Raw genomic sequence first — 23,483 nt, forward strand, 5'->3', positions numbered from 1 at the left:
TTATCGTTCCTTGATATTGAAATTTGCAACTACTTTTCCCATTTTTTCTATACTAAATTTTGACTTCTCATCTAAATCGGCACTTGCTAATAAATTTTTAGAGTAGCTTTTTGTTTTTATCCCATAAAATTTAAGCCTAAGAGCAAGCCTTGTGTCATCAGTCGCAATATCTTGCACTCCAGCCTCTTTTAGCTTATCTGCCAGCTCTTTTGCCACATCAAATTTATAAGTGAGATGTTTTGTAGGATCGCTTAAAAAGAGGTAAAAAATTTGATTAAAGATGATCGCTGACCAGTTAAATATCAAAAAGAGCATCACTAAGCTAGTGCAAATTTTATGACCTTTTCTAAATTTTGGCAGCCTCACGCGATATGAGTTGAAAAAAACTCTTACCATAAGTGGCGTTGCTATCACGCAAAATGGCAAAAACTGCTCAAGCTCCAGCCTTTGGCGCACAGAGACTATCATACAAAAGCAAAATGAGCAAATGGCGATAAACCACAAAAGATCCTTCTTCTCCTTAACCCAAATTCTATAAATCGTATATACAAAAAATATAAAGACAAATGGCGAAAATACAGCAGCAAATATGCCAAAGGTATCGATAAAGTGCCCGCTTGGTCTGCCATTTGTTTCAAAGCCAAAAAAGTAAAGTGTCAGCAAAAACAAAATGGCGCTTAGCCAAGCAAGTGGCGGCTTTCTTTTGTAAAGTGCAAATATAAAAAATCCTGCATAAAATATCAAGAAATCGCCATCTATAAAAAAGGCTAGGCAGAAAAAGAGGCTAAATAAAATTTTCTTTTTAATATGAAAAAGATATATACACAAAAGCGCTAGAGTGATGCAAATTCCAGCATTATTTATGATAAGGGCTGAAGCTAGTGTGCCAGGAAGTAACACAAAAAGTAGGACCGCTACGATCCTGTCAAACTCTAGCTTGATGTAAAATTTGCTCACCTTATACATCAAAACCACGCTTGCGATGTGAAAAAAGATCATCACGCCCCGCACAGCAAGGTCATTTTGACCAAAAAAATGGGTGCTTAGTTTTAAGATGTAGCTTAGAAGGCTGTGCTTTTGAAAGAAAATTTCAGCCTCGTTGTAGCTTATACTAAGAGAATTTGCCGCATAAAGTAGAAAAACAAAATCAATCAAACATATAAAAAATACGCTAAAAGCGATGTGTCTGCTAGCAAATTCTCTAACTCTTTCTAACAAATTTAGCCCTTAAATATGTATATCCCAGAAAAACTCAACCCAGTCATGAGCCTCTTTTACCTTAAATTCAGGCAAAAGCAGAGCCTTTTCTTTGTAAAATACAGTTGCTATCTTTATATCTAAATTTGGATAGCGTTTAAGCAGCTCTCTTTTTATCTCGACCATGCTCTCGCCGCTATCGATGATATCATCAACAAGCAAAATTTTAGTGTATTTGCTAAGATCTGGCACGTTAAAAATTTGTATCGTATCAAGCTTGTTTGTATCCTCGTAGTGGATAGAATTTAATGTAAATAAATTTCTATTTTCAAGCGCAACAGCTAGCGAGTGGCCAAGCGTTAGACCACCTCTTGCCACAGCTAGTATTACCTCTGGATCAAATTCATCTTTTATCTGTTTTGCCATCTTTTTAGCATCAATGGCAAATTCATCGTAGCTATAAAATATCATCTTTCATCCTTGTCAATGCACTAAAAATACGATAAAACTAATGAGCGCTAGCACGACTACACCTAAATTTATATCGCTAAATTCTCTCTTTATGAGCTTAACTATGACATATGACATAAAGCCAAATGCAAGGCCGTTTGTGATCGAGTAAGTAAGCGGGATGAGCACAACTATGAAAAATGTCGCAATGCCAATGGCTGGATCTTTGAAATTTATGCTAGCAAGCTCGGCAAACATAAGCACGCCGACCATTACAAGGATCGGATAGATGGCATTGCCAGGGATCGCTTTAAAAAGTGGCAACATAAATAGTGTAAGTATGAATAAAAGTCCGCAAAATACAGCTGTTAGACCAGTCCTGCCACCCTCTTCTACGCCGCTTGCGCTCTCTACAAACGATGTGGTCGTACTTACACCTACAAGCGAGCCAGCTGCAGTAGCAACAGCATCAGCTTCAAGAGTTTTTTCAAGTTTTACGACGCCATCTTTTTTGTTTTCGTCAAATATCCCAGCCCTTGTGCCAACGCCAGCTAGTGTGCCTATCGAGTCAAAAAGATCGGTCACAAAAAATGTGATAACAACTGGTAGTAAGGCTAGGCTAAAGGCACCTTTTATGTCAAGCTCTAAAAATATCGGAGAGATAGAGGCTGGAGTTGAGAAAATTTCTGTTGGATGAGGAGCGATGCCAAGCACCCAAGCTATCACTGAAGTGACAAGCACAGCTAGGATAAACGCGCCCTTTATCTTCCACGCCCAAAAGCAAATAACCAAAAATAGCCCCAAAACGCCAAGAAGCACGTTTGGATCTCTGAAATTTCCTATGCCAACCAAAACCGCGTCATTATTTACTATAAAGCCCATTTGCTGAAACGCGACAAAGCTGATAAATGTGCCTATGCCAGCGCTTATCGCTCTTCTTAGATCAAGTGGGATGGATCTTATTATCCACATTCTAAAATTTGTAAAAGACAAGACGACAAATATCACGCCGCTTAGAAAAACAACGCCAAGAGCCGTTTGCCAAGGCACTTTCATGCCGATGCAAAGACCAAATGTAAAATAAGCATTAAGCCCCATGCCAACGCTCATCGCAACTGGTGTGTTCGCCCAAAGGCCATTTAATACAGTAGAAAATATGGTAATTAGCGCAGTTGCAGTGATTAATGCCTCATAAGGCATGCCAGTTTTGCTCATAATGATCGCATTTACCGGCACGATATACATCATCGCTAAAAATGTCGTAAGTCCCGCTCCAAATTCCTGCTTCACACTCGTTTTGTTTTGTGCTAAGTCAAAAAATTTCACCCCAAGCTCCTTTAGTAAATTTTAAGTTCGTTATATAGGCTATCACGCTCAACCGGCGTAAAACCAGATGTTTTTATGAGATCGCAAAATGTCTTTAGTGTGACGCCATTTGCGCTATTTGCACCAGCTGCACTTTGGATACTCTCTTTTTCTATCGTGCCATCAAGATCATCAGCGCCAAATTCCTGAGCGATCATCGCTAAATTTAGCGTCGAAGTGGCCCAGTAAGCTTTAATGTGTGGGACGTTATCAAGCACCAAGCGAGATATCGCCATAGTCTTTAAAATTTCAGCTGATCCTAGAAATTTAACATCTTTTAAGTAGTTATTTTCTCTTTGATAGACAAGCGGGATAAATGCGTTAAATCCACCAGTTTCGTCCTGCAAGTCCCTGATCCTTAGCATGTGATCGATCCTATTTTCACGGCTTTCTATGTGGCCAAAAAGCATTGTTGCGTTGCTTTGCCTGCCTTTATCGTGCCACATTTTGTGAATTTTGAGCCAGTTCTCGCTACTTACCTTGCCTTTGCAAATTTTAGCCCTGACCTCTTCGTCAAAAATTTCAGCCCCACCCCCTGGCATGCTATCGACACCGTATTCGAGCATCTTTTCTATCACCTCATCGTAGCTTAAGCCGTAATGCCTCGATAAAAAATCAATCTCAGCCGCAGTCATCGCCTTTACGTGAAGCTCTGGATGAGCTGCCTTTATCTTTTTAAAAATTTCTAAGTACCACTGCCAGCCGCTAGTTGCGTTGTGGGCGGAGACGATGTGTATCTCTTTTACGCCGTGGCTCACGCTCTCATCAACGATCTTTAAAATTTCTTCGTGGCTCATTAGGTATGGATTTGGATTTTTTCTGTGGGCTGAAAATGCGCAAAATTTACAGATGTCAGCACAGATATTTGTTGGATTGATATGGCGATTTACGTTAAAAAAGACCTTGTTGCCGTGCAGTTTTCTGCGCTTTTTGTCGGCAAATTTAGCCAAGGTAAAAAGATCAAGCTCATAAAGCGAAAAAGCCTCTTGCTTACTTAATCTCTCGCCACTTTCTAGTTTTTGTAATAGATTCATTATTTATATCGTCCTAAAGCTGAACTTAAGGCTTTATTATAAGCAAATAAAGCTTTGTTTTTGCAAAAATTATGTAACATTTGCCAAGATATTTTTAACAATGGAAACACTAAATGCTAGCTGATAAAAGTGCCAAAAATAGCGATAATTATTCAAAGATCAAAGAGAAATTTCTTGATTTTAAGGCAAATTTGCCAAAACATTTTCAAAAAAATCAAGGCAGAAATTTCACAAATTTCTTAGCCAAAGAGTATGATGATTTTATAAAATCTTATTTAAATGAAACTATGCGAGAATTTTTTGATGAGTTTGTGCCACAAAATGACAGCTTTGCTTTTAGCGTTCTAGCCACTGGCAAATACGCTCAAACGCTGCTTAGCGCAAATAGTGAGCTTGAAATTTTACTAGTTTATAAAAATTTAAAGGGCTATAATATAAAAAATTTCTTAAAAGAATTTTCTGAAATTTTAGATAACTCTGGCATGAAATTTGTGATAAAAATTGCCGAAGTGGATGAAATTTTTATAAATTTCAAAGATGACCTTAAATTTAAAAGCGAAACCTCGCAACTTCGCTACATTTGTGGCTCAAAAAGCCTCTACCGCCTAGTAAAAAGCGAGATCATAAAGATAAAAGAATTTGATAAAAAAGCCTTTTTAAACTACCATTTAAAGGCATTTTTGCCATTTTCTAGCATAAGCTACTTGACACAAGAGCCAAATTTAAAAAGTGGCTTTGGCGGGATCGATGAAATTTACCGCTTAAACTGCATATTAAACTGCCTTGATAGCGACGTTTCAGTTAGATCGCAAGCCCTTAAAGTGATGAATGAAAAAGAGATTGCTAGCTTTAACCTAAACGTGGATTTTTTACTAAGCTTGCTAAGTGCTTTAAATTTAACTCAAAACACCGATACTTTCAGCGCTTCAAGTGTCGAGATCACGACAAATTTCATGCAGACAAAGTCCAAAAAGCTGCAAGACAACGAGAGCGTCATCAGCCAAAAGATGCTAAGCTCGATGAATAACGTGGCCATTTATTCAAGATTTATCGCAGCTTCGCTTTGCAGGCCATTTTTCAAAAGCGAGCTAAGCTTCGAGCAGAGGAAATTTGCTAGGCTGAAAAATGGCTTTTATGAGATAAATGGCGTCATCTACGTGCCACTTCACAAAAAGCCAGCGCTCATCGAGGATCTCATAAATGAGCTTTTGGAGCTAAAAGATGTGGATTATAAATTTGATATAAGCGCGATCTTTTATATCAAGCGAGCCATCATCACAAAAGATGGCCTAGAGCGCGCTATAAGCGAGTTTAAGAAGATATTTTTAAGAGAAAATTCCTACGCCATCTTAAAATCCTTACTAGATGCGCAGATGATACAAATTTTGATAAAACCGATGGAGCATATCTCCCAGCTAGCAGAATATGACGGCTATCACGAATTTACGGTTGATGAGCATAGCATCTTAAGTGTCAAATTTCTTGAAAACATAAAAGATAAATTTATAAAAAATCTCTACACTGAGCTTTGCTTGGAGGGCAAAACGATGCTTAAGATCGTGACGCTTATGCATGACGTAGGCAAAGGACTTGGCGGCAAAGATCACGCAAACATCGGCGCAAACATCTTTAGAGCCTATGCTAACAAGCTAAATTTAAGCCAAAAAGCTATCAACATCGGCGTCATCTTGATAAAATATCACACTCTAATGAGCAACGTCTCAAACAGAGAGGATATCTACTCGCAGCGCGTCATCTTTGCCTTTATCTCGAAGCTTGGCGACAAGCAGGTTTTAAAGCTACTTTACATCCTTAGCTACTGCGTGATAAATGCCACAAACGAGAGGCTTTACAACGCCTACACAGCAAAGCTTTTAAGAGAGCTTTATGAAATTTCTCTTAGTGCATTTAGCGATGAAAATTTACTTGATGAAGCGACAAGGCGAGTAAAAAAAGAGCAGTCTATAAAACGAAATAGCGAGTTTTTGGCGCTTGAGCCAAAGCTGCAAGAGAAAATTTTTAAGATCACATCAAATTTGGTCTTTACAAAATATAGCGCGAGCGAGATCATAAATTTAAGCAAAGTGGCCGATAGCTTAAATGAAACCGAAATTTTTATAAACAATAGTAAAAATTTAAGCATTCAAATTTATACAAACAAGAGCCTAAATTTAAGCGCCCTGCTCTATGAATTTGCCAAATTTGACCTTGCATATATGGAGATATTTGAGCTATTTGAGAAGAAATTTTACATCAGGCTTGACTTTAACCAAAATGTAAAAAATCATGAGCTTGAAAATACTAAAATTTTAGCCCTAAAATCCCTAAATAGCGAGGTTTTAAGAGAGCCTTTGAAACCAAATATTAACAAAGATGAGATAAACTTCGAGCTAAATCACTCAAAAGATTACGCCAAGCTTAGCATCAACGCAAAAGATCAGCGCGGGCTAATGGCTTATGTGATGAGTGTTTTTGACAGGCTTCATTTTCAAGTCACAAGTGCTAGAATTCAGACGGTTAAAAATAGAACGAGAAATCTCTTTTTGATCGAGAAAAACGAGCGACTTGAGAGTAAAGGCGAAGAGATATTAAATTTATTAATAAGCGAGTAAAACATGTGTGGAATCGTAGGATACATCGGAGATAAAGAGAAAAAAGAGGTCATTTTAAGCGGTCTAAAAGAGCTTGAGTATCGTGGATACGACAGCGCTGGCATGGCTGTGATGAGTGATGGCAAGATAGACTTTTTCAAAGCGGTCGGCAAGCTTGAAAATTTAGCCCTAAAGACAAAGGACTTTACATCGGAGGGCTTTGGCGTGGCGATAGGTCACACACGCTGGGCAACTCACGGCAAACCAACTGAGATAAATGCTCACCCGCACCTTGGCGAGCACTCATTTGTCGTTCATAACGGCATCATCGAAAACTACAAAGAGCTTAAAGATGAGCTTGAGGCAAAGGGCGTTAAATTTGTCAGCCAAACCGACACCGAAGTGATCGTGCACCTTTTTGAGGAAATTTTAAAAGAGAAAAAAGACCCATTTAAGGCTTATGAGGCGACTATCGCGAAGCTAAGAGGCGCTTATGCGACGCTACTTATCACTAAAACTGCACCTGATAAGATATTTTTTGCAAAAGATGCCGCTCCTATGGCGATAGGCAAAAGCGACAAAAAAGAGCTATATTTTGCCTCATCAGATGCGCCGTTAATCGGCAACGCAACAGAAGTGGCATATCTTGATGATAACAACTACGGCTATGTGAGCTTAGATGAGATAGCTGTTTTTAAACACAGCAAAAAAGCTAGCATAACATTTAACGCACTGCCAAAAGATAAGAGCTATGCCCAAAAAGAGGGTTATACATTTTTCATGGAGAAAGAAATTTACGAGCAAGGCGCAGTCGTGTCTGAAACCATCATGGGCAGAGTTAAAAACCACAAAGTCACCCTTGAAAATTTAGACGATGAATACCTAAAAGGCATCGATGATGTCGTGCTTTGTGCGTGCGGTACGAGCTACCATGCAGCGCTTGTTGCAAGCTATCTTTTTGAGAGGCTTGCCAAAGTTAGAACAAAGGTCGAAGTGGCAAGCGAATTTAGATACAGAAAGCCTTATCTAAACAAAAACTCGCTCTTCATCGTCATCTCGCAAAGTGGCGAGACAGCTGACACTCTTGAGGCACTTAGGATAGCAAAAGAGGCTGGGCTAAAGACACTTGCAATTTGCAATGTCGATAACTCATCTATCGTTAGACTAGCTGATAATACGCTTCTAACTCGCGCCGGCATCGAAAAAGGTGTGGCAAGTACAAAGGCCTTTGCTACGCAGATCATCGTGCTTTGGATGCTTGTGCTTCAAATGGCATCAGCAAAGGGATCTATCAGCAAAAAAGAGCTTGATCACGAGATCAAAACGCTTCTTCACATACCACAAATTTTAAATATAGATAACTCTTTGCAAGAGAAGCTTCACCGCCTAAGCAAGCACTATCTGCACGGTCATGGCTTCTTCTTTATCGGTAGAGACATCTTCTATCCGCTAGCACTTGAAGGTGCGTTAAAACTTAAAGAAATTTCATATCTTCACGCCGAGGGCTATCCATCAGGCGAAATGAAGCACGGACCTATCGCGCTTGCAGATGAGAAGCTATTTACGATCGCTTTAATGCCTCAAAATTTGTTATATGAAAAGACAAAGAGCAACGTCGAAGAGCTTGCTGCAAGAGATGCATATATCCTAGCGATCAGCCCACTTGAGTTTGAGCTAAGCGATGACTACGTAAAAACAAGCGTTCAAGATCACTATATGAGCGAATTTTTCGAGATGATGCTAGTGCTTCAGCTACTTGCACTTGAAATTTCCGTTAGACTTGGCAACAATGTCGATATGCCAAGAAACCTCGCAAAAAGCGTAACTGTCGAATAATTTATGTGGCTGGTATCTTGCTGGCCGCTTAAATTTTACTTTTATATTTTTCTTTTAAAATTTAAGTTTTCACAAAATATTATTTTCTTATAATATTTGCACTTCTAATTACATTAAAAAGGATCTTCATGAAAAAGAGATTTTTAGCATCTAAGGTCTTTAGCAGCGTTGCCGCTCTTTGTTTATTTGCTGGATGCGCTAGCAGCAATAGCGGTGTAACTGGCGCTGCAGCAGGTGATACAGCCAAAAACGCCAACACGAAAATCGAGCGTTGCAGCCAAACACTAGGAACATTATCTTTTTACGAAGATCAAAGTAGCTCATGGTACTCATATCTAACTAGAGATTATCAGCTTGGCTCAACCGTACCAGTACTAAGGATCTTAGCTCAGCAAACTGGCTGCTTCGTCATAGTAGAGCGTGGCAGAAGTATGGATAATATGATGCAAGAGCGCGCACTTGAAGCTAGTGGCGAGCTAAGAAAAGGTTCTAAATTTCACAAAGGTCAAGTCGTAGCAGCTGATTATACCATGCAGCCAGAGATCACATTTAGCAAAGAGGACACTGGTGGTATCAGCGGACTTGTGGGCGCTGTCTTTGGTAACGTTGCTGGCAAGGTAAGCGGAGGCTTTTCAAAGAGCGAAACACAAACATCTTTGCTTCTCATAGACAACCGCTCAGGCGTACAAATCGCTGGTGCAGTTGGCAGTGATAGCAACTTTGACTTCTTTGGCATGGGCTCAAATTCATTTTCACGTGTGAGCGCTGGACTTGGTGGCTATACAAAGACACCAGAGGGCAGGATGATCGTAAATGCCTTTATGGACGCGATGAACCAACTTATAGTCGCACTAAAAGACTATAAAGTCCAAAATGTAAAAGGCGGTCTTGGCAAAGGCGGAAATATAAAAATAGGAGACTAAGATGAAATTTATAGCCATTTTGTTTTGTACATTTACGATGTTGCTAGCTGCAAACTATACTAAAAAGATAGAGATCGGACTTTGCAAACTTATAAACGAAAGAGAAATGGCTAAATTTTATGGCGATACAAGAAACTACGACGCCCTTAGTAAAAAGATAGACGGATATAAATTTCGTTTTGGATTGAAAGATTTTGATGAGGATAGTTGCCGTATGAGTGGCTACTATCCTATTGATCCAAACTATGCGCCATATCCGCCTAACTACCGTCCATACTATCAAAATGAGTACGAAAGATTTGATAGATTTCAGCGTGGTTACCGTGGAGGCTACTACAACGACGATGACTACGACGATGGTTTTGAGCGAGGATATAGACGTGGCTACAATGACGCTAGAAGAGAGTATAGAAGACCTTATAGATAGGCACAAAAGCCGTAATCTTTAAAGAAATTTGATGCAAAACCTTTGGATATGATAGCATCCTAACTACCCAAATTTATCTTTCGACAAAAGTGCAATAGACAGCATAATAAATAAACTAGAGCAAAATCACGAAATTTTAAAAGATATAACAAATAAAATCAACAGACACGATCTTTCAAGGGCGCAAATTAGCGCACTTGAAGATGAAATAATAAGCTCATATCTCATAGAGGGCGAGAGACTTAATAGATCAAGCATTCGCTCGTCGGTAAAAAAGAGACTAGATGAAAATTTTGACTGCTTAGCTGACACTCATGCGACTAGACATAGCGATAATCTAGTCTCGCTTTTGCTTGATGCAAATTTAAACAAAGCTCCTATGAACTTCGAGCGGCTACATGGCTGGCACAATGCCTTGTTTGAATATAGCCATAGCAAAGCTTACAAGATAAAAAGAGCTAAATTTAGAGATGATGAGATGAGCGTCGTTTCAGGTCATCTAGAAAATAGGCAAATCCACTACGAAGCCTTGCCAGCAGAGCGTACAGAAAATGAGATGAGAAATTTTTTAAATTTTATCAATAAAAGCTCCAAAAACGCCTATATAAAAAGCGCCTTAGCACGCCTTTGGTTTGTGATCATCCATCCTTATGATGACGGCAACGGACGCATGGCAAGGGCTTTGGCACACTAATGCTTGGCTAGTGAAAGCATTAAGCCGTTTTCTATCTCCAGCATTATTTACGCAAATAAAAAAGTTTATTATGAAATTTTAGAGCAAACAACAAAGCTTGAAAATAATTCAAATTTTGACTTTACACCGTGGATAAAGTGGCATTTAGAAGCGGTAAATAGCGCCATAAAACAAGCTATAAGCTCATTAAAAAGATAAAATTTCTATCAAACTTAAGAGCTAAAGCCCTTAAATTTTATCTTTACTTAGGATTTTTGCGAGCTGCTCTTTGATCTCGTCATCAAATTCACTAACACTTATCACGCCCCTGCTCTCGCACATCTTAGCGTCATTTACCTCGCAGTAGCCACTCAGCGCGTTTTTGTATCCGCCCCTTATGCAGGCCTCTCTATCTTCTAAAAATCCAGCCCCGCCAAGGATGAGCACGCCAAGGTCAAAGCCGATCTTAAATTTCGCACTCGCTGAGCTTTTTATCCAGCTTAAAAATATCTCATCATATCTTAGTCCAAGCGCTCCAACGCCATCTGGCACGACCAAGATATCAACGCCATAAAGGCTTTCAGCGTAAATTTCAGGATGAAGTCTAATGCCAAATTCATCGACTATCTCAGGCTTTAGGGCGTAGGTTTTGATGTTAAAACCTTCAAATTTATGCAAAAAATCATAAATTTTGGCAAAGCTTAACAAATTTATCTTGTCAAACATCAAAATGCCAACTTTCATGTTAGCTCCTTTTAATGAAGTGCCTCATTTAGCTTGATCGCCCTTTTGCTCGCACTTGCAGTGATCTGACCTGTTTGGCTATTTTGTCTAAAATGAAGTCCGTTTAGTCCGCCAAGCTCAAGCGCTTTATAAATTTCAGCTTCAAATTTAAAGCTAGGATTTATCTTAGCTAGTTTTTCGCGCTCGCTGGCCAAGATATAGACCTTTGTGCCCTCAAGCACCGCTATGCCAGCATCCACGATGCAGTTATCACCAAGTGGCACGCCAGTGACTGAGTTTGCGCCAAGCAAGCAGTGTTTGCCGATGCTTACAGGGTTGCCGTTTGTGCCGCTTAGCACGCCAAGTATGCTAGCTCCGCCACCAACGTCACTGCCCTCGCCCACTACGACAGAGCTGCTGACCCTGCCCTCGACCATCACGCCACCAGTCGTGCCTGCGTTAAAGTTGATATAAGCAGCCCCTGGCATGACGACTGTGCCAGGATGCACAGCTGCGCCCATGCGGACTTTGGCAGCGTCTAAAATTCTCGTGTTATCAGCTGGGATGATGTGACTTAAAAATCTTGGAAATTTATCCACGCTCACGATCGCTGGATACTCGCCAAACATCTTTAGAGAAATTTCATTTTCTCTTAGCCACTCAAGCTCGATCGGGATGTTTTGGCTAGTCCATGCGACATTTGGTAACACCCCAAAGGCTCCATCAAGCACGATCGTCCTAGGTGCGACCTTGCCAAGTGATATCAAGTAGAGCTTGAGATAGACAGCCTCCACGCTAAGTGGCTTTGCGTCGTCGAACAAAAATACAAGTTTAAATTTATTCTCATTTAGCTCAAGATCGTCATCAAATGCCATCTTCACAGCGTGTAAATTCTCCACGTTTTTGTGTGATTTTATATCTTTTTCAAAGACGCTAAAGAGCTTGCTAGCCTTTTTTGCTACCTTTAGTGTGAGATCGGCTACGAACTCGTGAGCGCTAAAATCAACCTCAACATCGCACTTTTGCAAAGCATAGATAAAGGCAGCCGCGCTTAAAAAGCTCTCTTTGTAATTTACAACGGCGTAACTTGCTTGTAAAATTTTATCTACATTTTTTTGTCCGCGATCGACTCTTGCGATGCCAAAAGCAACTGGATCTTTGTAACCATCTTTTTTTCTAAATTCTTCAAAAAATTCCTTAAATTCGTTTGCGTCTTTGAACTCTTTAGACATCTATTCTCCTTTAAATTTTCTCTTAGTCTAGCCAAAAATGGCTAAAAATTTTATGATTTTAAAGTATTTGAGTTTTTGATAAATTTATAAATTATAATAATGATTAATCTTATCATAAAAGAAATAGAAATAAAATGGCACAAATTTTACAAGGAGAGAAAATGTCAAAGTTAGCTACCAAACCAAAATTTGCTTTAGCTGCGCTGATCGGTTTAATCGCTGGCGTAGTTTCAGCTTTCGTCAAATGGGGCGCAGAAGTGCCGCTTCCACCAAGAAGCCCTATGGATATGTTTAACGCTGCTTGCGGACCAGAAAGTGCCATCAGAGCGGCTAATGCGATCGACTGCTCGAGAAATTTCTTAAACCCGCCTTATGTATTTTTGAGAGATTATGTCGGTATCACCGATCCAAATGCTGCTATCTACGAGTTTGCAGGGCATGTCTTTAACTACGTGATGCTAACGCACATCATATTTTCAGTCGTTTTTGCTGTTGGCTACTGCCTCGTGGCTGAGAAATTTCCAAAGATCACAATGTGGCAAGGCGTGATGGCGGGCATTTTAGCAACCATCGCAGTTCATGGTATCTCACTGTCGCTTCTTGGCCTCACTCCGCCACTTTGGACACTTCCTTGGTATGAGTATGTCTCTGAGCTTGCAGGTCACATGGTCTGGTTTTGGTCGATAGAGATCATCCGCCACGACCTAAGAGCTAGGATCACAAAAGAAAAAGATCCTAGCGACTGCTGCAACGCATAGCTTATAATTTTGCTGTTTTGGGCGCAAAACCTAAGACAGCAAAATTTAATCATTTAAAAAACTCTAGCGCCTCTTAGACGCAGTCATATCGATTAAATTCATCTGCCTAAAAACAAAATTTCATCATTTTTTGCAAGGCTTGAAAATCTTAAATTTATCTAGCTTTTAATACGTAAATTTAAAAATTTAAGCGTTTAGCACTCACTACTAAGCTCTAAATTTTCTAAACGAAGCGGCTTTTCATCCTCAAAAATCATCCCTATACCATAAGGCTCACAGATATCAAGCGCGCCCTCAGCAAATCTCATCAGCCACTGCTTATCACGCGCATAAAAGGTGCATTGTGGCGAGCTAAATGGCAGTTCGCAAACTGGCACGTCAAGCAAGCCAAGCTCGTCCTCGCTCAATTGATACTTTTGCCTAAGCTCATCTTTTAAAAAGACAAGTGCCTCTTTTATATGCTGGTCAATATCTCGTGCGATGCGCTCTGCTAGCAAAGTAGTCTCATTGTCTGCGCCAGTCTCGTCTTTACAGACAAGGCAAAACGGCACTTCTCCAAAGCTCTCGCTTTTTAGCTCCAGCTGCGCGTACCAAATAAAACCATCATCTACCGCGACTTTTTCAAGCTCGCCAAATTTCAAAGTCATTTTTTATTCTCATTTTTGTGATTTTACTAGCCTCTTATGCAAAAGGCTAAATTTGAAGTATGTTTATCGTAGGCAAAAGGGCTCAAGTGCCCAACACTTGCGAGTTAGAGCTAAATACTACCTTTAAATTTGCTGTCTTAGGCGCAAAACCTAAAACAGCAACTAAATTTAGCTCTTCGCTTAAAAGCAAAATTTCTCATCGGTGCCATTTTGCTTGCGCATAGCTTTAAAGTTAGCAAGATTGTCTTTGTCTAAAAAGTAATCTTTCTCTTTTTTATTGCGGGCTTCAAGCTTTTCTATGCCTTTTGCAAGGGCTGCTTTTCTATCTTCGTGAGGTGAGCTAAATTCTGGCGAAAACATCGCTTCATAGGCATTTTTCTTAGTCCATTCAAGTGCTTTATCAGCGATCTCTTGTTGTTTTTTGATATCGCAAAATGCATAAGGATTGACCACGTCGCCAACAAGCTTCATAAACGCCCCTATCGCAGCCACCACGTCAGTAAATTTCTCGCCCTCCATGTCTATAACGCCTCTTAGCAAGATCGCGCGATTTTTTGCCACGTAAAACCAAAATACCGCATCATCGCGAAGTCCAAGATCATAAGCGCGAGCTGATAGAACAAAAAGAGTTATCGGACTAACTAACTGCGAAGCGTCCTGCACGATCTTTTCTGCCTTTTTAAAGTCCTCTACTTTGCCACTTTTTAAAAGCTCATCTATCTTGTCATAGACCTTGACATACTCCACCTTGCCAGCGTTTGCTGAGTAGTAAGGCGTGACGTAGATGTCGATACTTCTTACTTTGCCGTCGTTTGCAAAACCACATACCGCTGTAAAAAGTAGCATCGAAAGCAGTGATAAAATTTTCATTTTAGCTCCTTGGTTTAAAATTTTTATTATTTTAACTAAAAGTGGTTGAAAAGTTTGGGTAAATTTAAAGGAAAGTCCGCAAATTTAAAGCGGACTTTGAAGATTAGTTTTTAAAACTATGTATAGGCGCTGGAATTTGTCCGCCACGAGCGATGAAGTCAGCACTTGAGGCTTTATTTATCTTCATCACAGGCGCTCTTCCTAAAAGACCGCCAAACTCAATCATATCGCCCTCTTTGCCTAAAGGTATGATACGAACGGCCGTTGTTTTTTGATTTATCACGCCGATAGCCGCCTCATCAGCGATCATCGCAGCTATACTCTCGCTTGGCGTATCCGCAGGTATGGCGATCATATCAAGTCCCACCGAGCATATCGCTGTCATTGCTTCAAGCTTTTCTAAATTTAATGATCCTGCGCGCACCGCAGCTATCATGCCCTCGTCCTCTGAGACTGGGATAAACGCACCACTTAAGCCGCCCACTTGATTGCACGCCATGACGCCACCTTTTTTGACCGCATCATTTAGTAGAGCAAGTGCCGCAGTTGTGCCGTGCGTACCGACAGCCTCAAGCCCCATCTCCTCAAGCACACGAGCCACCGAGTCGCCCACAGCTGGCGTTGGAGCAAGAGAGAGATCGACGATACCAAATTTAACCCCAAGGCGCTCGCTCGCCATTTGACCGACTAACTGACCGATACGAGTGATCTTAAACGCCGTCTTTTTCACAGTTTCAGCCACCACGTCAAAGCTCTCGCCACGCACCTTTTCAAGGGCTCTTTTGACGACGCCTGGACCTGAAACGCCGACATTTATCACTATATCAGCCTCACCCACGCCGTGAAATGCTCCAGCCATGAAAGGGTTGTCCTCGACTGCGTTTGCAAAAACCACGAGCTTCGCACAGCCCATCTCTGATGCCGCCGCCGTCTCTTTTATGATGCGTCCCATGTCACGCACTGCACTCATATTTATGCCAGTTTTTGTTGAGCCGACATTTACACTTGAGCAGACTTTTGCAGTCTGCGCTAGTGCTTGCGGGATAGAATTTATCAAAATTTCATCGCCCTTTTGATAGCCCTTTTGCACTAGAGCCGAAAAACCACCTATAAAATCAATACCAACTTCAATAGCTGCCCTATCAAGCGTCTTTGCGATCATCACGTAGTCTTTTGCGTTGGTTGCGGCGCCGATTATCGAGATGGGCGTCACGCTCACTCTTTTATTGACGATTGGTATGCCTAGCTCAGCGGAAATTTCGTTGCCCACTCTAACTAGGTCTTTGGCTTTAGTGGTGATTTTTGCGTAAATTTTGTCGCAGGCTTTGTTGATGTCAGAGTCGATGCAGTCGAGCAAACTAATGCCCATCGTGATCGTTCTGATGTCAAAATTTTGCTCCTCGATCATCGAGATCGTTTCAGTTACATTTTTGATATCCATCTTTTGTCCTTAAATTTTGTGCATAGCATCAAAAATGGCTGAGCTTTGGATATTTATCTTTACTTTTAGGCTCTCTCCAAGCTTATCTAGCTCCGCTCTTAAGGCCGTAAAGTCCTTATTTTCATCGCTTGAAACCACCGCCATCATCGTGAAAAAGTCGCTCAAAATAGTCTGTGAGATGTCGTCTATGTTTAGCCCTAGCTCACTAAGCTTTGCTGAGACGCCAGCAACGATGCCTACCCTATCTTTTCCTACTACGGTTACGATCGCTTTCATCTTTTCTCCTGTTAAATTTTAATTTTTTTTAAAGTGCATTTTGGCTCCAAAATTTAAACCCTGGATCAAGCAAAGCTAAATTTTGGTAGCCAAATTTAATTAAAATTTGCTCTAAATTTTATCTTTTACAAATTTATTTCGAGCAAGCACTCTTACCGTCATTTACTGGCTGGATCGCTGAGTTATCGGCCCCACCGCCGTTATTTATATTTTCTATCATCTCCCAAAGCCTTGCAGCTGCGCTCTCATAGCGTTTTGCAGTGACTGAGTTTGGCTCGTAAAAGCTAACTGGCTTGCCGCTATCGCCGCCTACTCTAACCGCTGGCTCGATAGGAATTTCGGCTAAAATTTGAGTGTTATAAGCCTTTGCCACCTCTTCAGTCGTGCCTTTGCCAAAGATATCATACTCTTTGCCGTTATCTGGGCAGATAAAGCCACTCATGTTCTCGATGACGCCAGCGATTGGGATGTGAAGCTTCTCAAACATATCAAGCGCACGTTTGCTATCGTCAAGTGCTACTACTTGAGGCGTTGTGACGCAGACACCTGCCGTTACTGGCACGCTTTGAGCAAGGGTAAGTTGCGCATCGCCCGTTCCTGGAGGCATGTCGAGAAATAAGACATCAAGCTCGCTCCAAAGCACGTCTCTTAGTAGCTGCTCGATAGCTTTCATGATCATCGAACCACGCCAGATAAGGCTCATGCCCTCTTCCATCAAAACGCCCATGCTCATCATCTCCACGCCGTGACTAAGGATCGGCTTTAGCTTGTTGCCAACGACTTGTGGCTGAGTATTTACTTCGCCAAGCATTCTTGGGATATTTGGTCCGTAGATGTCAGCGTCTAAAATTCCCACTTTTTTGCCTAGTTTTGCCATTGAGATGGCTAAATTTAGCGTTGTGGTTGATTTGCCAACGCCGCCTTTGCCTGAGCTTACCATTACGAAATTTTTAACTTGAGGCGCGATATTTTTGCCACTTTGAGTGTTACTTTTCTCCTCAGGTATCTTTGGCTGGATCAAATTTAGCACGTACTCATTTGAGCCCATGACACGCTTGATGTCCGTTTTTAGCTCGTTTGCCACATCAGGATTTGAGCTAACGATCTCGACTTCGATTAATATTTTATCGCCGATCTGCACGTTTTTTACAAAGCCAAAGCTAACTATATCCTTCTCAAATCCCGGATATATGACACCTTTTAGTCTATTTAAGACCTCTTCTTTATTTAACATTTTTCTCCTTTTTCTAGATCTTTTGAAATTTTATATGCACAAAATTTTGGTCCGCACATCGAACAAAAATGAGCGCTCTTAAACGCATCTTCTGGCAAGCTCTCATCGTGAAGCTCTCTAGCCTTTTTTGGATCAAAGCTAAGCTCAAACTGCTTGTTCCAGTCAAACGCATATCTAGCGTCACTCATTGCGTGATCTTTTTCGATAGCTCCAGCCTTGCCAAGTGCGACATCTGCGGCATGAGCTGCTATCTTGTGAGCTACGATGCCCTCTCTTACGTCATTTTCATTTGGTAGTCCTAGGTGCTCTTTTTGCGTCACATAGCAAAGCATGCTAGCGCCGTGATATGCTGCCATCGTACCGCCAATCGCTGAAGTGATATGATCATACCCCGCGCCGATATCGCTAACAAGCGGTCCAAGCACGTAAAATGGGGCATCATGGCAAAGCTCTTGTTCGATTTTCATATTATACTCAATTTGACTTAATGGCACATGACCAGGGCCCTCTATCATCACTTGCACATCTTTTTGCCACGCACGAAGTGTTAGCTCTCCAAGCACCTTTAGCTCGCTAAGCTGCGCCTCATCTGTTGCGTCATAAAGACATCCTGGACGAAGTCCGTCACCAAGCGAGAGTGAGACGTCATATCTAGCGCAAATTTCTAAAATTTGATCAAAAATTTCATAGAAAGGATTTTGCCTATTTAGCTTTGACATATAGCTTGCAGTTAAACTACCACCACGGCTAACTATGCCCATTTTACGCTTTTTAACAAGGGACAAAAACTCACGCAAAAAGCCAGCGTGTATCGTAAAGTAACTAACCCCTTGCTTTGCTTGCTTCTCTAGCACGCTTAAAATTAGCTCATTTGTGATATTTGTAACCTCTTTTGCCTCTTTTAAAATTTCATACATTGGCACCGTGCCAACTGGCACGCTTGAATGCTCAATGATAGCACTTCTAATGGCATCCAAATCGCCATCCGTACTTAAATCCATAACCGTATCTGCGCCAAATTCTAAGCAAATTTCAAGCTTTCTAAGCTCTGCGCAAATGTCACTGCTTAGGCTTGAGTTGCCGATATTTGCATTGATTTTTGTCTTTAGCTTTCTGCCTATGCCCATTGGTTTTAAATTTATGTGATTTACATTTGCTGGGATGATGATCCTGCCGTTTGCCACCTCATCCATGAGCAAATTTTCGCCTATCCCCTCGACCTTTGCCACATAGCTCATCTCCTTTGTGAGCTCACCTCGCCTAGCATAGTACATCTGCGTCTTATCTCTCATGAGTAGCCTTTTTAAATTTATAAAAAAGCTAATTTTAGTCCTTTTTATATTTGAACTAACTAAATAAATCTAAATTTCTACTCTTTTTTAAAAAGATTTTTTCAAGTTTTAGAATGTATAATTCCGTAACAATCTTCAAAGGAGCTACCTTGCTTGATATCTCACTTATAATGCTTGGAGCCGGAAATTCCAGCCGTTTTGAGCTACCTGTAAAGAAGCAATGGCTTCGCATCGGCAGCGATCCACTTTGGCTATTTGCCACTAAAAATTTGAGTAACTTTTACACATTTAAAGAGATCATCGTCGTTAGCAAAGAGTGCAAATATATGTCTAAATTTGCTCCAAATTATAAATTTGTTGATGGTGGCGAGACAAGACAAGATAGCCTAAAAAACGCTCTTGAGCTAGTAAGTAGTGAATTTGTCCTAGTTAGCGACATCGCGCGCCCTTGCATATCAAGCGAGCTCTTTCACAAGATCATCGAGGCAGCCACTCAGGCTGACTGCGTGGTCCCTGCGCTAAAGATCGCTGACACTGCCTATCTTGGCGAAAACGCAATCGATAGAGAAAAAGTAAAACTTATCCAAACACCGCAGCTCTCGCGCACAGCACTTCTTAAAAAGGCTCTTAGTAGCGCTGAAATTTACACAGATGATAGCTCGGCTATGAGAGCCATTGGCGCAAGTATTTGGCACATTTTGGGCGATGAGATGGCTAGAAAGATCACTTTTAAAGAGGATCTTGCCAAAATTTCAGCCCTAAAAGCACCAGAAAACGAAGTCTTTGTAGGTAACGGCTTTGATGTGCATGAGTTTGAAAAGGGTCGTCCGCTTGTGCTTTGTGGCGAAAAGATCGACTATGAGTTTGGGCTAAAGGCTCACAGCGACGGCGATGTGGCACTTCATGCGCTAACAGACGCTATCTTGGGAGCTGCTGGGCTTGGCGACATAGGCGAACTTTTTCCTGATACGGACGCTAAATTTAAAGATATTAGCTCTATTTACTTGCTTGAGGAGGCCTACAAAAGGGTGCAAAGCGTGGGCTTTGTACTAACAAACGCTGATATCACGATAATGGCACAAAAGCCAAAACTTTCAAAACTAAAATCAAAAATGGAGGCAAACATCGCGCAGGCTCTAAATTTAAGCCAAAGCCGCATAAATGTAAAGGCGACGACGACTGAGGGGCTTGGTTTTGTCGGCAGATGCGAGGGGATCGCTGTCATGGCAAGCGCTAGCCTTAAATTTTACAACTGGACACAAATATGAAAATTTTAATAGTAGAAAACGAAATTTACCTAGCTGGCTCGATGGCTAGCAAATTAGCTGACTTTGGCTACGACTGCGAGATTGCAAAGAGCGTCAAAGAGGCTTTGAAATTTGAAAATTTTGACGTAGTGTTACTTTCTACCACACTCCCGGGGCAAGACTTCTACCCTGTCATAGAGAAATTTAAAAGCTCTATCATCATCTTACTCATCGCCTACATCAACAGCGACACCGTGCTAAAACCGATACAAGCGGGTGCGGTGGATTACATCCAAAAGCCATTTATGATAGAAGAGCTTGTTAGAAAGATAAGACATTTTGAAGAGTTTAGAGGCTTTAAAAACGAGATCAAAAACTACGAAAACTATATAAATTTCGCCCTAAAAGACTACGAGATACCTTGTTTTGAAGCTAAAAAGATCAAATTTCCACTTCTTTTAAAATCAAGCAAAAATGGCTACAGCGATAAATTTATCTTTAACTATGTAAAGGCTGGGAATTTACCATTTTTGTTTTTAGGCAAAGCCTGTTTTAGCGAGCTTGAAAAGGCACTTGCTCAAAGTGGCGATGAGCTCATCTACATCACAAATCTCGAAGAGCTAAAAGAGGATGAAAAAGAGAAAATTTTAGAGCTTTGCAAAAAGAAAAAGGTGGCGATCTCAACTAGCGATTTTGCGCAAAGTGCTCCATTTGAGGAGCTTGAACTCTCCGTCCGAGATAAAAACTTTGACATCGGCGAGATCGTCACGATCGATGAATATATAAAATATATCATCGTTAATTATCAAGATAAATTCCCCGACACCGAGCTAAGCAAAAAGCTTGGAATTTCTAGAAAATCACTTTGGGAAAAGAGAAAGAAATATGACGTCAGCAAGAAAAAATAGTGAAATTTCTATAAACACCGAAGTTTATGGCGCCTTAGAGCTTATCAAAAACAAAATTCTCTCAAATTTTAGCGCCCTGATGGACGACGAGCAGATCAAAGAGGTGGCAAAAAAGGGCTACTTTAACGGCAAGCCGATGCCCTACTCTTTTGGCTTTGCTCCATTTGGCGAGGTCAATCAAAATATCGCTAGCAAGCTGCATGCTGGACAAAGAGTAAATTTAAATATGGACGGCAAGATCGTTGGGCACATCGACGTGGCAAAGGTCTTTAAATTTGACGAGAGTATGCGAGCTAAAAATATATTTTTAGCAAATGAAGCCAGCAACGACAAAGAGATAAACCTCGGCAAATACGGCATTAGCGGTAAATTTGAGCTATATGACGAGAGCATGCAAGAGAGCAAAAAAGCACTTTATGAGCTCATAGCCGAAAGCGGCGCTAAAAAGATAACCGCTGTCTTTTTAACAGCCGATCCATTTAACCGCGCGCATGAACGCCTAGTTAGGATGACTATCGACAAGGCCGATCTAGTCGTTGTTTTTCTCATCAGAACGCGCGAAGAGAGGCATATCGACTATGAGATCAGAAAGCAGGTGCTTGATTATTTCAACCAAAACTATCTGCCGACAAAAAAGGTCTTTGTCTTTGCACTAAAAAACACAACTCTTTTTACCTCGCACGCCAACCCAACGCTTGAGTGTATCGCGGCCTCAAGACTTGGCGCAAACAAGCTCGTCATCGGACAAAACCACTCAGGCATCGGCATGTTTTTTGACCACAACGAAGCGCACACGATCCTTGATATCTACAAAAATGATCTAAATTTAGACGTGATCGTCCTGCCTGAGCTAGTTTATTGCAACAAGTGCAAGACGCTAGTTAGTACCAAAAGCTGCCCGCACGGACAACACCACCAGATCAAATACCACCCAGACGTGATCAAAGAGCTGCTATTTAACGGCATCATGCCACCAGCCATACTCGTGAGGCCTGAAATTTCAGCGCTCATCTTAAGCAAGCTTTATGTAAATCGCTTTAAAGATATACAAAAGCTCTGCGACGATCTCTTTGTAAATTCTGGCTTGCTTGAAAACAAAACCGACCGCGACTTTTACGAGGAGCTCATGAAGCTTTATCAGACATCATCACTCACTTAAGGAAATTTATGCAAAAGCTATTTTTGACATTTTTTGGATTTGGACTTTTACCAAAGGCGCCTGGCACTTGGGGCTCGGTGGCTGGAGCTGTGGCGGCTTTTTTTGTGCTATATTTTTTCTCAGCGACCACGCTTTTACTGGCTAGCATTTTGCTATTTTTGGTGAGCATTAGTGTTATTGATGATTTTGAAAAAAAGGTAAATTCGCACGACGAGAGCTTTATAGTGATCGACGAGGTTGCTGGCGTTTGGCTTGCTATCGCCATTAGCGGAGCGACGATCTCTCAGCTAGTGCTTTCGCTCGTGCTTTTTAGGGTGCTTGACATCAAAAAACCATCGATCATTGGCCGGATCGACCGCAACGTAAAGGGCGGACTTGGCGTTATGGGCGATGATATGGTCGCTGGATTTTTCGCTGGCATTATTAGTGCGATGATATATGGCGTGGCTATGAAATTTGGCGTAGTTTTGCCGTAAGCTGAGCTAGCTATCTTGCTGGCTCTTTTTAAATTTAGCCCTCTCTGCTATTTTTCCATTTTAAAAACTCATCCCACTCATCTTTTGAGACTAGAACTTTATCGATAGAAATTTTCTCATCCCTGCTGAGAAATTTATCTTTGTCGTGAATTTTTCTAAAGACGATCATATTATAAAGTGAAAATTTTAGCTCTCCAAAAAGGCTTAAATTTTTCACATTTTCAGGGGTTATCTCATTGCCATTTTTATTGCTATTTTTATTGCTATTTTTGCCACCCAAAAATAGTAGATAAAGAAATGGGGTCATGAAGTTAAATCTTAAAAGTAACGCTAAAAAGCAGTTTAAAAAGCCGTGATTATATTTAATGCAAACGTAAAAGCCAAAAACGGCGTAAATAGCTATTATAAAAAGCATAGTGTAAAAAATATAAGCTAGTCCATCATCGTTTGAAACACCTAAATACTCGCATACTGCACAAAAGATAGCTACAAAGGTGGGAAATATCACGAGTGGAAAAATGAGATGCAGTCCAACTAGGTCAAATTTACTCAGATAGACTTTTATATTTCGCCTGCCAGCAAAGATCATCAACAAAATAGCTAGCACTATCGGCAAAAAGACTAAACTAGCATAGAGATCATTGATGTCCAAATTGCACTCCTATTTTTGCTTTGTAAATTTGAGTTTTGCTAACGACGTTTTGCGTTCTTAAATTTAAAAAAG

Annotated in this window: 23 protein-coding genes and 1 pseudogene; 11 read left to right on the forward strand and 13 right to left on the reverse strand. The window is 40.8% G+C overall.

The genetic code is table 11. The features are described 5' to 3' along the window. Genes CVT08_RS06405 through mqnE form a run of 4 tightly spaced genes read right to left on the reverse strand, consistent with a single transcriptional unit; the run spans position 1 to position 4,049 of the window. Positions 1-1,218, reverse strand: coding sequence for an ArnT family glycosyltransferase (locus CVT08_RS06405; protein WP_107856645.1), 1,218 nt, complete (start codon positions 1,216-1,218; stop codon positions 1-3). A 9-nt stretch (positions 1,219-1,227) separates the two neighbouring features. Then, positions 1,228-1,668, reverse strand: coding sequence for a phosphoribosyltransferase (locus CVT08_RS06410; protein WP_021084219.1), 441 nt, complete (start codon positions 1,666-1,668; stop codon positions 1,228-1,230). A gap of 12 nt (positions 1,669-1,680) precedes the next feature. Then, positions 1,681-2,973 carry an NCS2 family permease gene (locus CVT08_RS06415; RefSeq protein WP_107856646.1) on the reverse strand — a complete coding sequence of 431 codons (1,293 nt, stop codon included), beginning with the start codon at positions 2,971-2,973 and terminating at the stop codon, positions 1,681-1,683. An 11-nt stretch (positions 2,974-2,984) separates the two neighbouring features. Beyond that, the gene (gene mqnE / locus CVT08_RS06420; protein ID WP_103569336.1) at positions 2,985-4,049 is read right to left on the reverse strand and encodes an aminofutalosine synthase MqnE; all 1,065 of its coding nucleotides are present in this window, start codon (positions 4,047-4,049) and stop codon (positions 2,985-2,987) included. Positions 4,050-4,159: 110 nt separating this feature from the next. On the opposite strand from mqnE, the gene CVT08_RS06425 reads away from it, so the two are divergent. From CVT08_RS06425 to CVT08_RS06450, 6 genes and pseudogenes are all read left to right on the forward strand, one after another. After that, complete coding sequence (locus CVT08_RS06425; RefSeq protein WP_107856647.1) at positions 4,160-6,658, forward strand: HD domain-containing protein; 2,499 nt, start codon at positions 4,160-4,162, stop codon at positions 6,656-6,658. 3 nt (positions 6,659-6,661) lie between these two features. Next, the gene (glmS, locus tag CVT08_RS06430; protein ID WP_103643424.1) at positions 6,662-8,473 is read left to right on the forward strand and encodes a glutamine--fructose-6-phosphate transaminase (isomerizing); all 1,812 of its coding nucleotides are present in this window, start codon (positions 6,662-6,664) and stop codon (positions 8,471-8,473) included. A gap of 128 nt (positions 8,474-8,601) precedes the next feature. After that, positions 8,602-9,396, forward strand: coding sequence for a CsgG/HfaB family protein (locus CVT08_RS06435; protein ID WP_012001529.1), 795 nt, complete (start codon positions 8,602-8,604; stop codon positions 9,394-9,396). Between the two features lies 1 nt (position 9,397). Continuing rightward, positions 9,398-9,823 (forward strand): gamma-glutamyl phosphate reductase, encoded by a 426-nt coding sequence (locus CVT08_RS06440; RefSeq protein WP_103635759.1) that lies wholly within the window; start codon positions 9,398-9,400, stop codon positions 9,821-9,823. Between the two features lie 67 nt (positions 9,824-9,890). Next, a pseudogene (locus CVT08_RS10445) lies at positions 9,891-10,094 on the forward strand (DUF4172 domain-containing protein); the annotation flags it as partial. 108 nt (positions 10,095-10,202) lie between these two features. Further along, positions 10,203-10,517 (forward strand): Fic family protein, encoded by a 315-nt coding sequence (locus CVT08_RS06450; protein WP_107856648.1) that lies wholly within the window; start codon positions 10,203-10,205, stop codon positions 10,515-10,517. 228 nt (positions 10,518-10,745) lie between these two features. On the opposite strand, the gene CVT08_RS06460 is transcribed toward CVT08_RS06450, so the two are convergent. Both CVT08_RS06460 and CVT08_RS06465 read right to left on the reverse strand, forming a co-directional pair. Beyond that, positions 10,746-11,240 (reverse strand): hypothetical protein, encoded by a 495-nt coding sequence (locus CVT08_RS06460; protein ID WP_103615342.1) that lies wholly within the window; start codon positions 11,238-11,240, stop codon positions 10,746-10,748. 11 nt (positions 11,241-11,251) lie between these two features. Continuing rightward, the gene (locus tag CVT08_RS06465) at positions 11,252-12,451 is read right to left on the reverse strand and encodes a tetrahydrodipicolinate N-succinyltransferase N-terminal domain-containing protein (RefSeq protein ID WP_107856650.1); all 1,200 of its coding nucleotides are present in this window, start codon (positions 12,449-12,451) and stop codon (positions 11,252-11,254) included. Between the two features lie 161 nt (positions 12,452-12,612). Here CVT08_RS06465 and CVT08_RS06470 point away from each other — a divergent pair, with 161 nt between their 5' ends. Next, positions 12,613-13,209 carry a YagU family protein gene (locus tag CVT08_RS06470; protein WP_107856651.1) on the forward strand — a complete coding sequence of 199 codons (597 nt, stop codon included), beginning with the start codon at positions 12,613-12,615 and terminating at the stop codon, positions 13,207-13,209. A 194-nt stretch (positions 13,210-13,403) separates the two neighbouring features. Here CVT08_RS06470 and CVT08_RS06475 read toward each other — a convergent pair whose 3' ends face one another. The 6 genes from CVT08_RS06475 to thiC all read right to left on the reverse strand — a co-directional run bounded on the left by CVT08_RS06475 (position 13,404) and on the right by thiC (position 18,969). After that, the gene (locus tag CVT08_RS06475) at positions 13,404-13,856 is read right to left on the reverse strand and encodes a hypothetical protein (RefSeq protein ID WP_107856652.1); all 453 of its coding nucleotides are present in this window, start codon (positions 13,854-13,856) and stop codon (positions 13,404-13,406) included. Between the two features lie 180 nt (positions 13,857-14,036). Then, positions 14,037-14,726, reverse strand: coding sequence for a cytochrome-c oxidase (locus CVT08_RS06480; RefSeq protein WP_107856653.1), 690 nt, complete (start codon positions 14,724-14,726; stop codon positions 14,037-14,039). Positions 14,727-14,829: 103 nt separating this feature from the next. After that, positions 14,830-16,167 (reverse strand): PFL family protein, encoded by a 1,338-nt coding sequence (locus tag CVT08_RS06485; RefSeq protein ID WP_107856654.1) that lies wholly within the window; start codon positions 16,165-16,167, stop codon positions 14,830-14,832. Positions 16,168-16,176: 9 nt separating this feature from the next. Beyond that, entirely contained in the window at positions 16,177-16,443 is a 267-nt protein-coding gene (locus CVT08_RS06490; RefSeq protein ID WP_002939508.1) for an ACT domain-containing protein, read from the reverse strand. 133 nt (positions 16,444-16,576) lie between these two features. Further along, positions 16,577-17,677, reverse strand: coding sequence for an Mrp/NBP35 family ATP-binding protein (locus CVT08_RS06495; RefSeq protein ID WP_107856655.1), 1,101 nt, complete (start codon positions 17,675-17,677; stop codon positions 16,577-16,579). After that, positions 17,671-18,969, reverse strand: a complete 1,299-nt coding sequence (thiC, locus tag CVT08_RS06500; RefSeq protein WP_107856656.1) for a phosphomethylpyrimidine synthase ThiC — start codon at positions 18,967-18,969, stop codon at positions 17,671-17,673. The genes CVT08_RS06495 and thiC overlap by 7 nt, the downstream gene beginning before the upstream one ends. Before the next feature lie 149 nt (positions 18,970-19,118). Between thiC and CVT08_RS06505 the strand changes: the two genes are divergently transcribed. The 4 genes from CVT08_RS06505 to CVT08_RS06520 are packed head-to-tail and all read left to right on the forward strand — an operon-like array spanning position 19,119 to position 22,759. Beyond that, entirely contained in the window at positions 19,119-20,237 is a 1,119-nt protein-coding gene (locus tag CVT08_RS06505; RefSeq protein WP_107856657.1) for a bifunctional 2-C-methyl-D-erythritol 4-phosphate cytidylyltransferase/2-C-methyl-D-erythritol 2,4-cyclodiphosphate synthase, read from the forward strand. Further along, positions 20,234-21,124 (forward strand): response regulator, encoded by an 891-nt coding sequence (locus CVT08_RS06510; protein ID WP_107856658.1) that lies wholly within the window; start codon positions 20,234-20,236, stop codon positions 21,122-21,124. The genes CVT08_RS06505 and CVT08_RS06510 overlap by 4 nt, the downstream gene beginning before the upstream one ends. Then, positions 21,102-22,283, forward strand: a complete 1,182-nt coding sequence (locus CVT08_RS06515) for a sulfate adenylyltransferase (protein WP_107856659.1) — start codon at positions 21,102-21,104, stop codon at positions 22,281-22,283. Before CVT08_RS06510 ends, CVT08_RS06515 begins: the two co-directional genes overlap by 23 nt. An 8-nt stretch (positions 22,284-22,291) precedes the next feature. Continuing rightward, a complete protein-coding gene (locus CVT08_RS06520; protein ID WP_103648022.1) occupies positions 22,292-22,759 on the forward strand; it encodes a phosphatidylglycerophosphatase A family protein in 468 nt (155 codons plus the stop codon). Between the two features lie 34 nt (positions 22,760-22,793). Here the strand turns inward: CVT08_RS06520 and CVT08_RS06525 are convergent, their stop codons facing one another. Further along, positions 22,794-23,411 carry a hypothetical protein gene (locus tag CVT08_RS06525; protein WP_107856660.1) on the reverse strand — a complete coding sequence of 206 codons (618 nt, stop codon included), beginning with the start codon at positions 23,409-23,411 and terminating at the stop codon, positions 22,794-22,796. Positions 23,412-23,483 lie beyond the last annotated feature (72 nt).

Source organism: Campylobacter concisus (assembly GCF_003048835.2).
In the GTDB taxonomy this organism is placed as follows: Bacteria; Campylobacterota; Campylobacteria; order Campylobacterales; family Campylobacteraceae; genus Campylobacter_A; species Campylobacter_A concisus_D.

Excerpts from the sequence above, each read along its gene's own strand:
- CVT08_RS06485 (WP_107856654.1), bottom strand. The coding sequence starts at position 16,167 with ATGGATATCAAAAATGTAACTGAAACGATCTCGATGATCGAGGAGCAA.
- CVT08_RS06510 (WP_107856658.1), top strand. The coding sequence starts at position 20,234 with ATGAAAATTTTAATAGTAGAAAACGAAATTTACCTAGCTGGCTCGATG.
- CVT08_RS06490 (WP_002939508.1), bottom strand. The coding sequence starts at position 16,443 with ATGAAAGCGATCGTAACCGTAGTAGGAAAAGATAGGGTAGGCATCGTT.
- CVT08_RS06450 (WP_107856648.1), top strand. The coding sequence starts at position 10,203 with ATGAACTTCGAGCGGCTACATGGCTGGCACAATGCCTTGTTTGAATAT.
- CVT08_RS06460 (WP_103615342.1), bottom strand. The coding sequence starts at position 11,240 with ATGAAAGTTGGCATTTTGATGTTTGACAAGATAAATTTGTTAAGCTTT.
- CVT08_RS06440 (WP_103635759.1), top strand. The coding sequence starts at position 9,398 with ATGAAATTTATAGCCATTTTGTTTTGTACATTTACGATGTTGCTAGCT.
- CVT08_RS06520 (WP_103648022.1), top strand. The coding sequence starts at position 22,292 with ATGCAAAAGCTATTTTTGACATTTTTTGGATTTGGACTTTTACCAAAG.
- CVT08_RS06465 (WP_107856650.1), bottom strand. The coding sequence starts at position 12,451 with ATGTCTAAAGAGTTCAAAGACGCAAACGAATTTAAGGAATTTTTTGAA.
- CVT08_RS06470 (WP_107856651.1), top strand. The coding sequence starts at position 12,613 with ATGTCAAAGTTAGCTACCAAACCAAAATTTGCTTTAGCTGCGCTGATC.
- CVT08_RS06480 (WP_107856653.1), bottom strand. The coding sequence starts at position 14,726 with ATGAAAATTTTATCACTGCTTTCGATGCTACTTTTTACAGCGGTATGT.
- CVT08_RS06425 (WP_107856647.1), top strand. The coding sequence starts at position 4,160 with ATGCTAGCTGATAAAAGTGCCAAAAATAGCGATAATTATTCAAAGATC.
- CVT08_RS06515 (WP_107856659.1), top strand. The coding sequence starts at position 21,102 with ATGACGTCAGCAAGAAAAAATAGTGAAATTTCTATAAACACCGAAGTT.
- CVT08_RS06435 (WP_012001529.1), top strand. The coding sequence starts at position 8,602 with ATGAAAAAGAGATTTTTAGCATCTAAGGTCTTTAGCAGCGTTGCCGCT.
- CVT08_RS06495 (WP_107856655.1), bottom strand. The coding sequence starts at position 17,677 with ATGTTAAATAAAGAAGAGGTCTTAAATAGACTAAAAGGTGTCATATAT.
- CVT08_RS06410 (WP_021084219.1), bottom strand. The coding sequence starts at position 1,668 with ATGATATTTTATAGCTACGATGAATTTGCCATTGATGCTAAAAAGATG.
- glmS (WP_103643424.1), top strand. The coding sequence starts at position 6,662 with ATGTGTGGAATCGTAGGATACATCGGAGATAAAGAGAAAAAAGAGGTC.
- CVT08_RS06475 (WP_107856652.1), bottom strand. The coding sequence starts at position 13,856 with ATGACTTTGAAATTTGGCGAGCTTGAAAAAGTCGCGGTAGATGATGGT.
- thiC (WP_107856656.1), bottom strand. The coding sequence starts at position 18,969 with ATGAGAGATAAGACGCAGATGTACTATGCTAGGCGAGGTGAGCTCACA.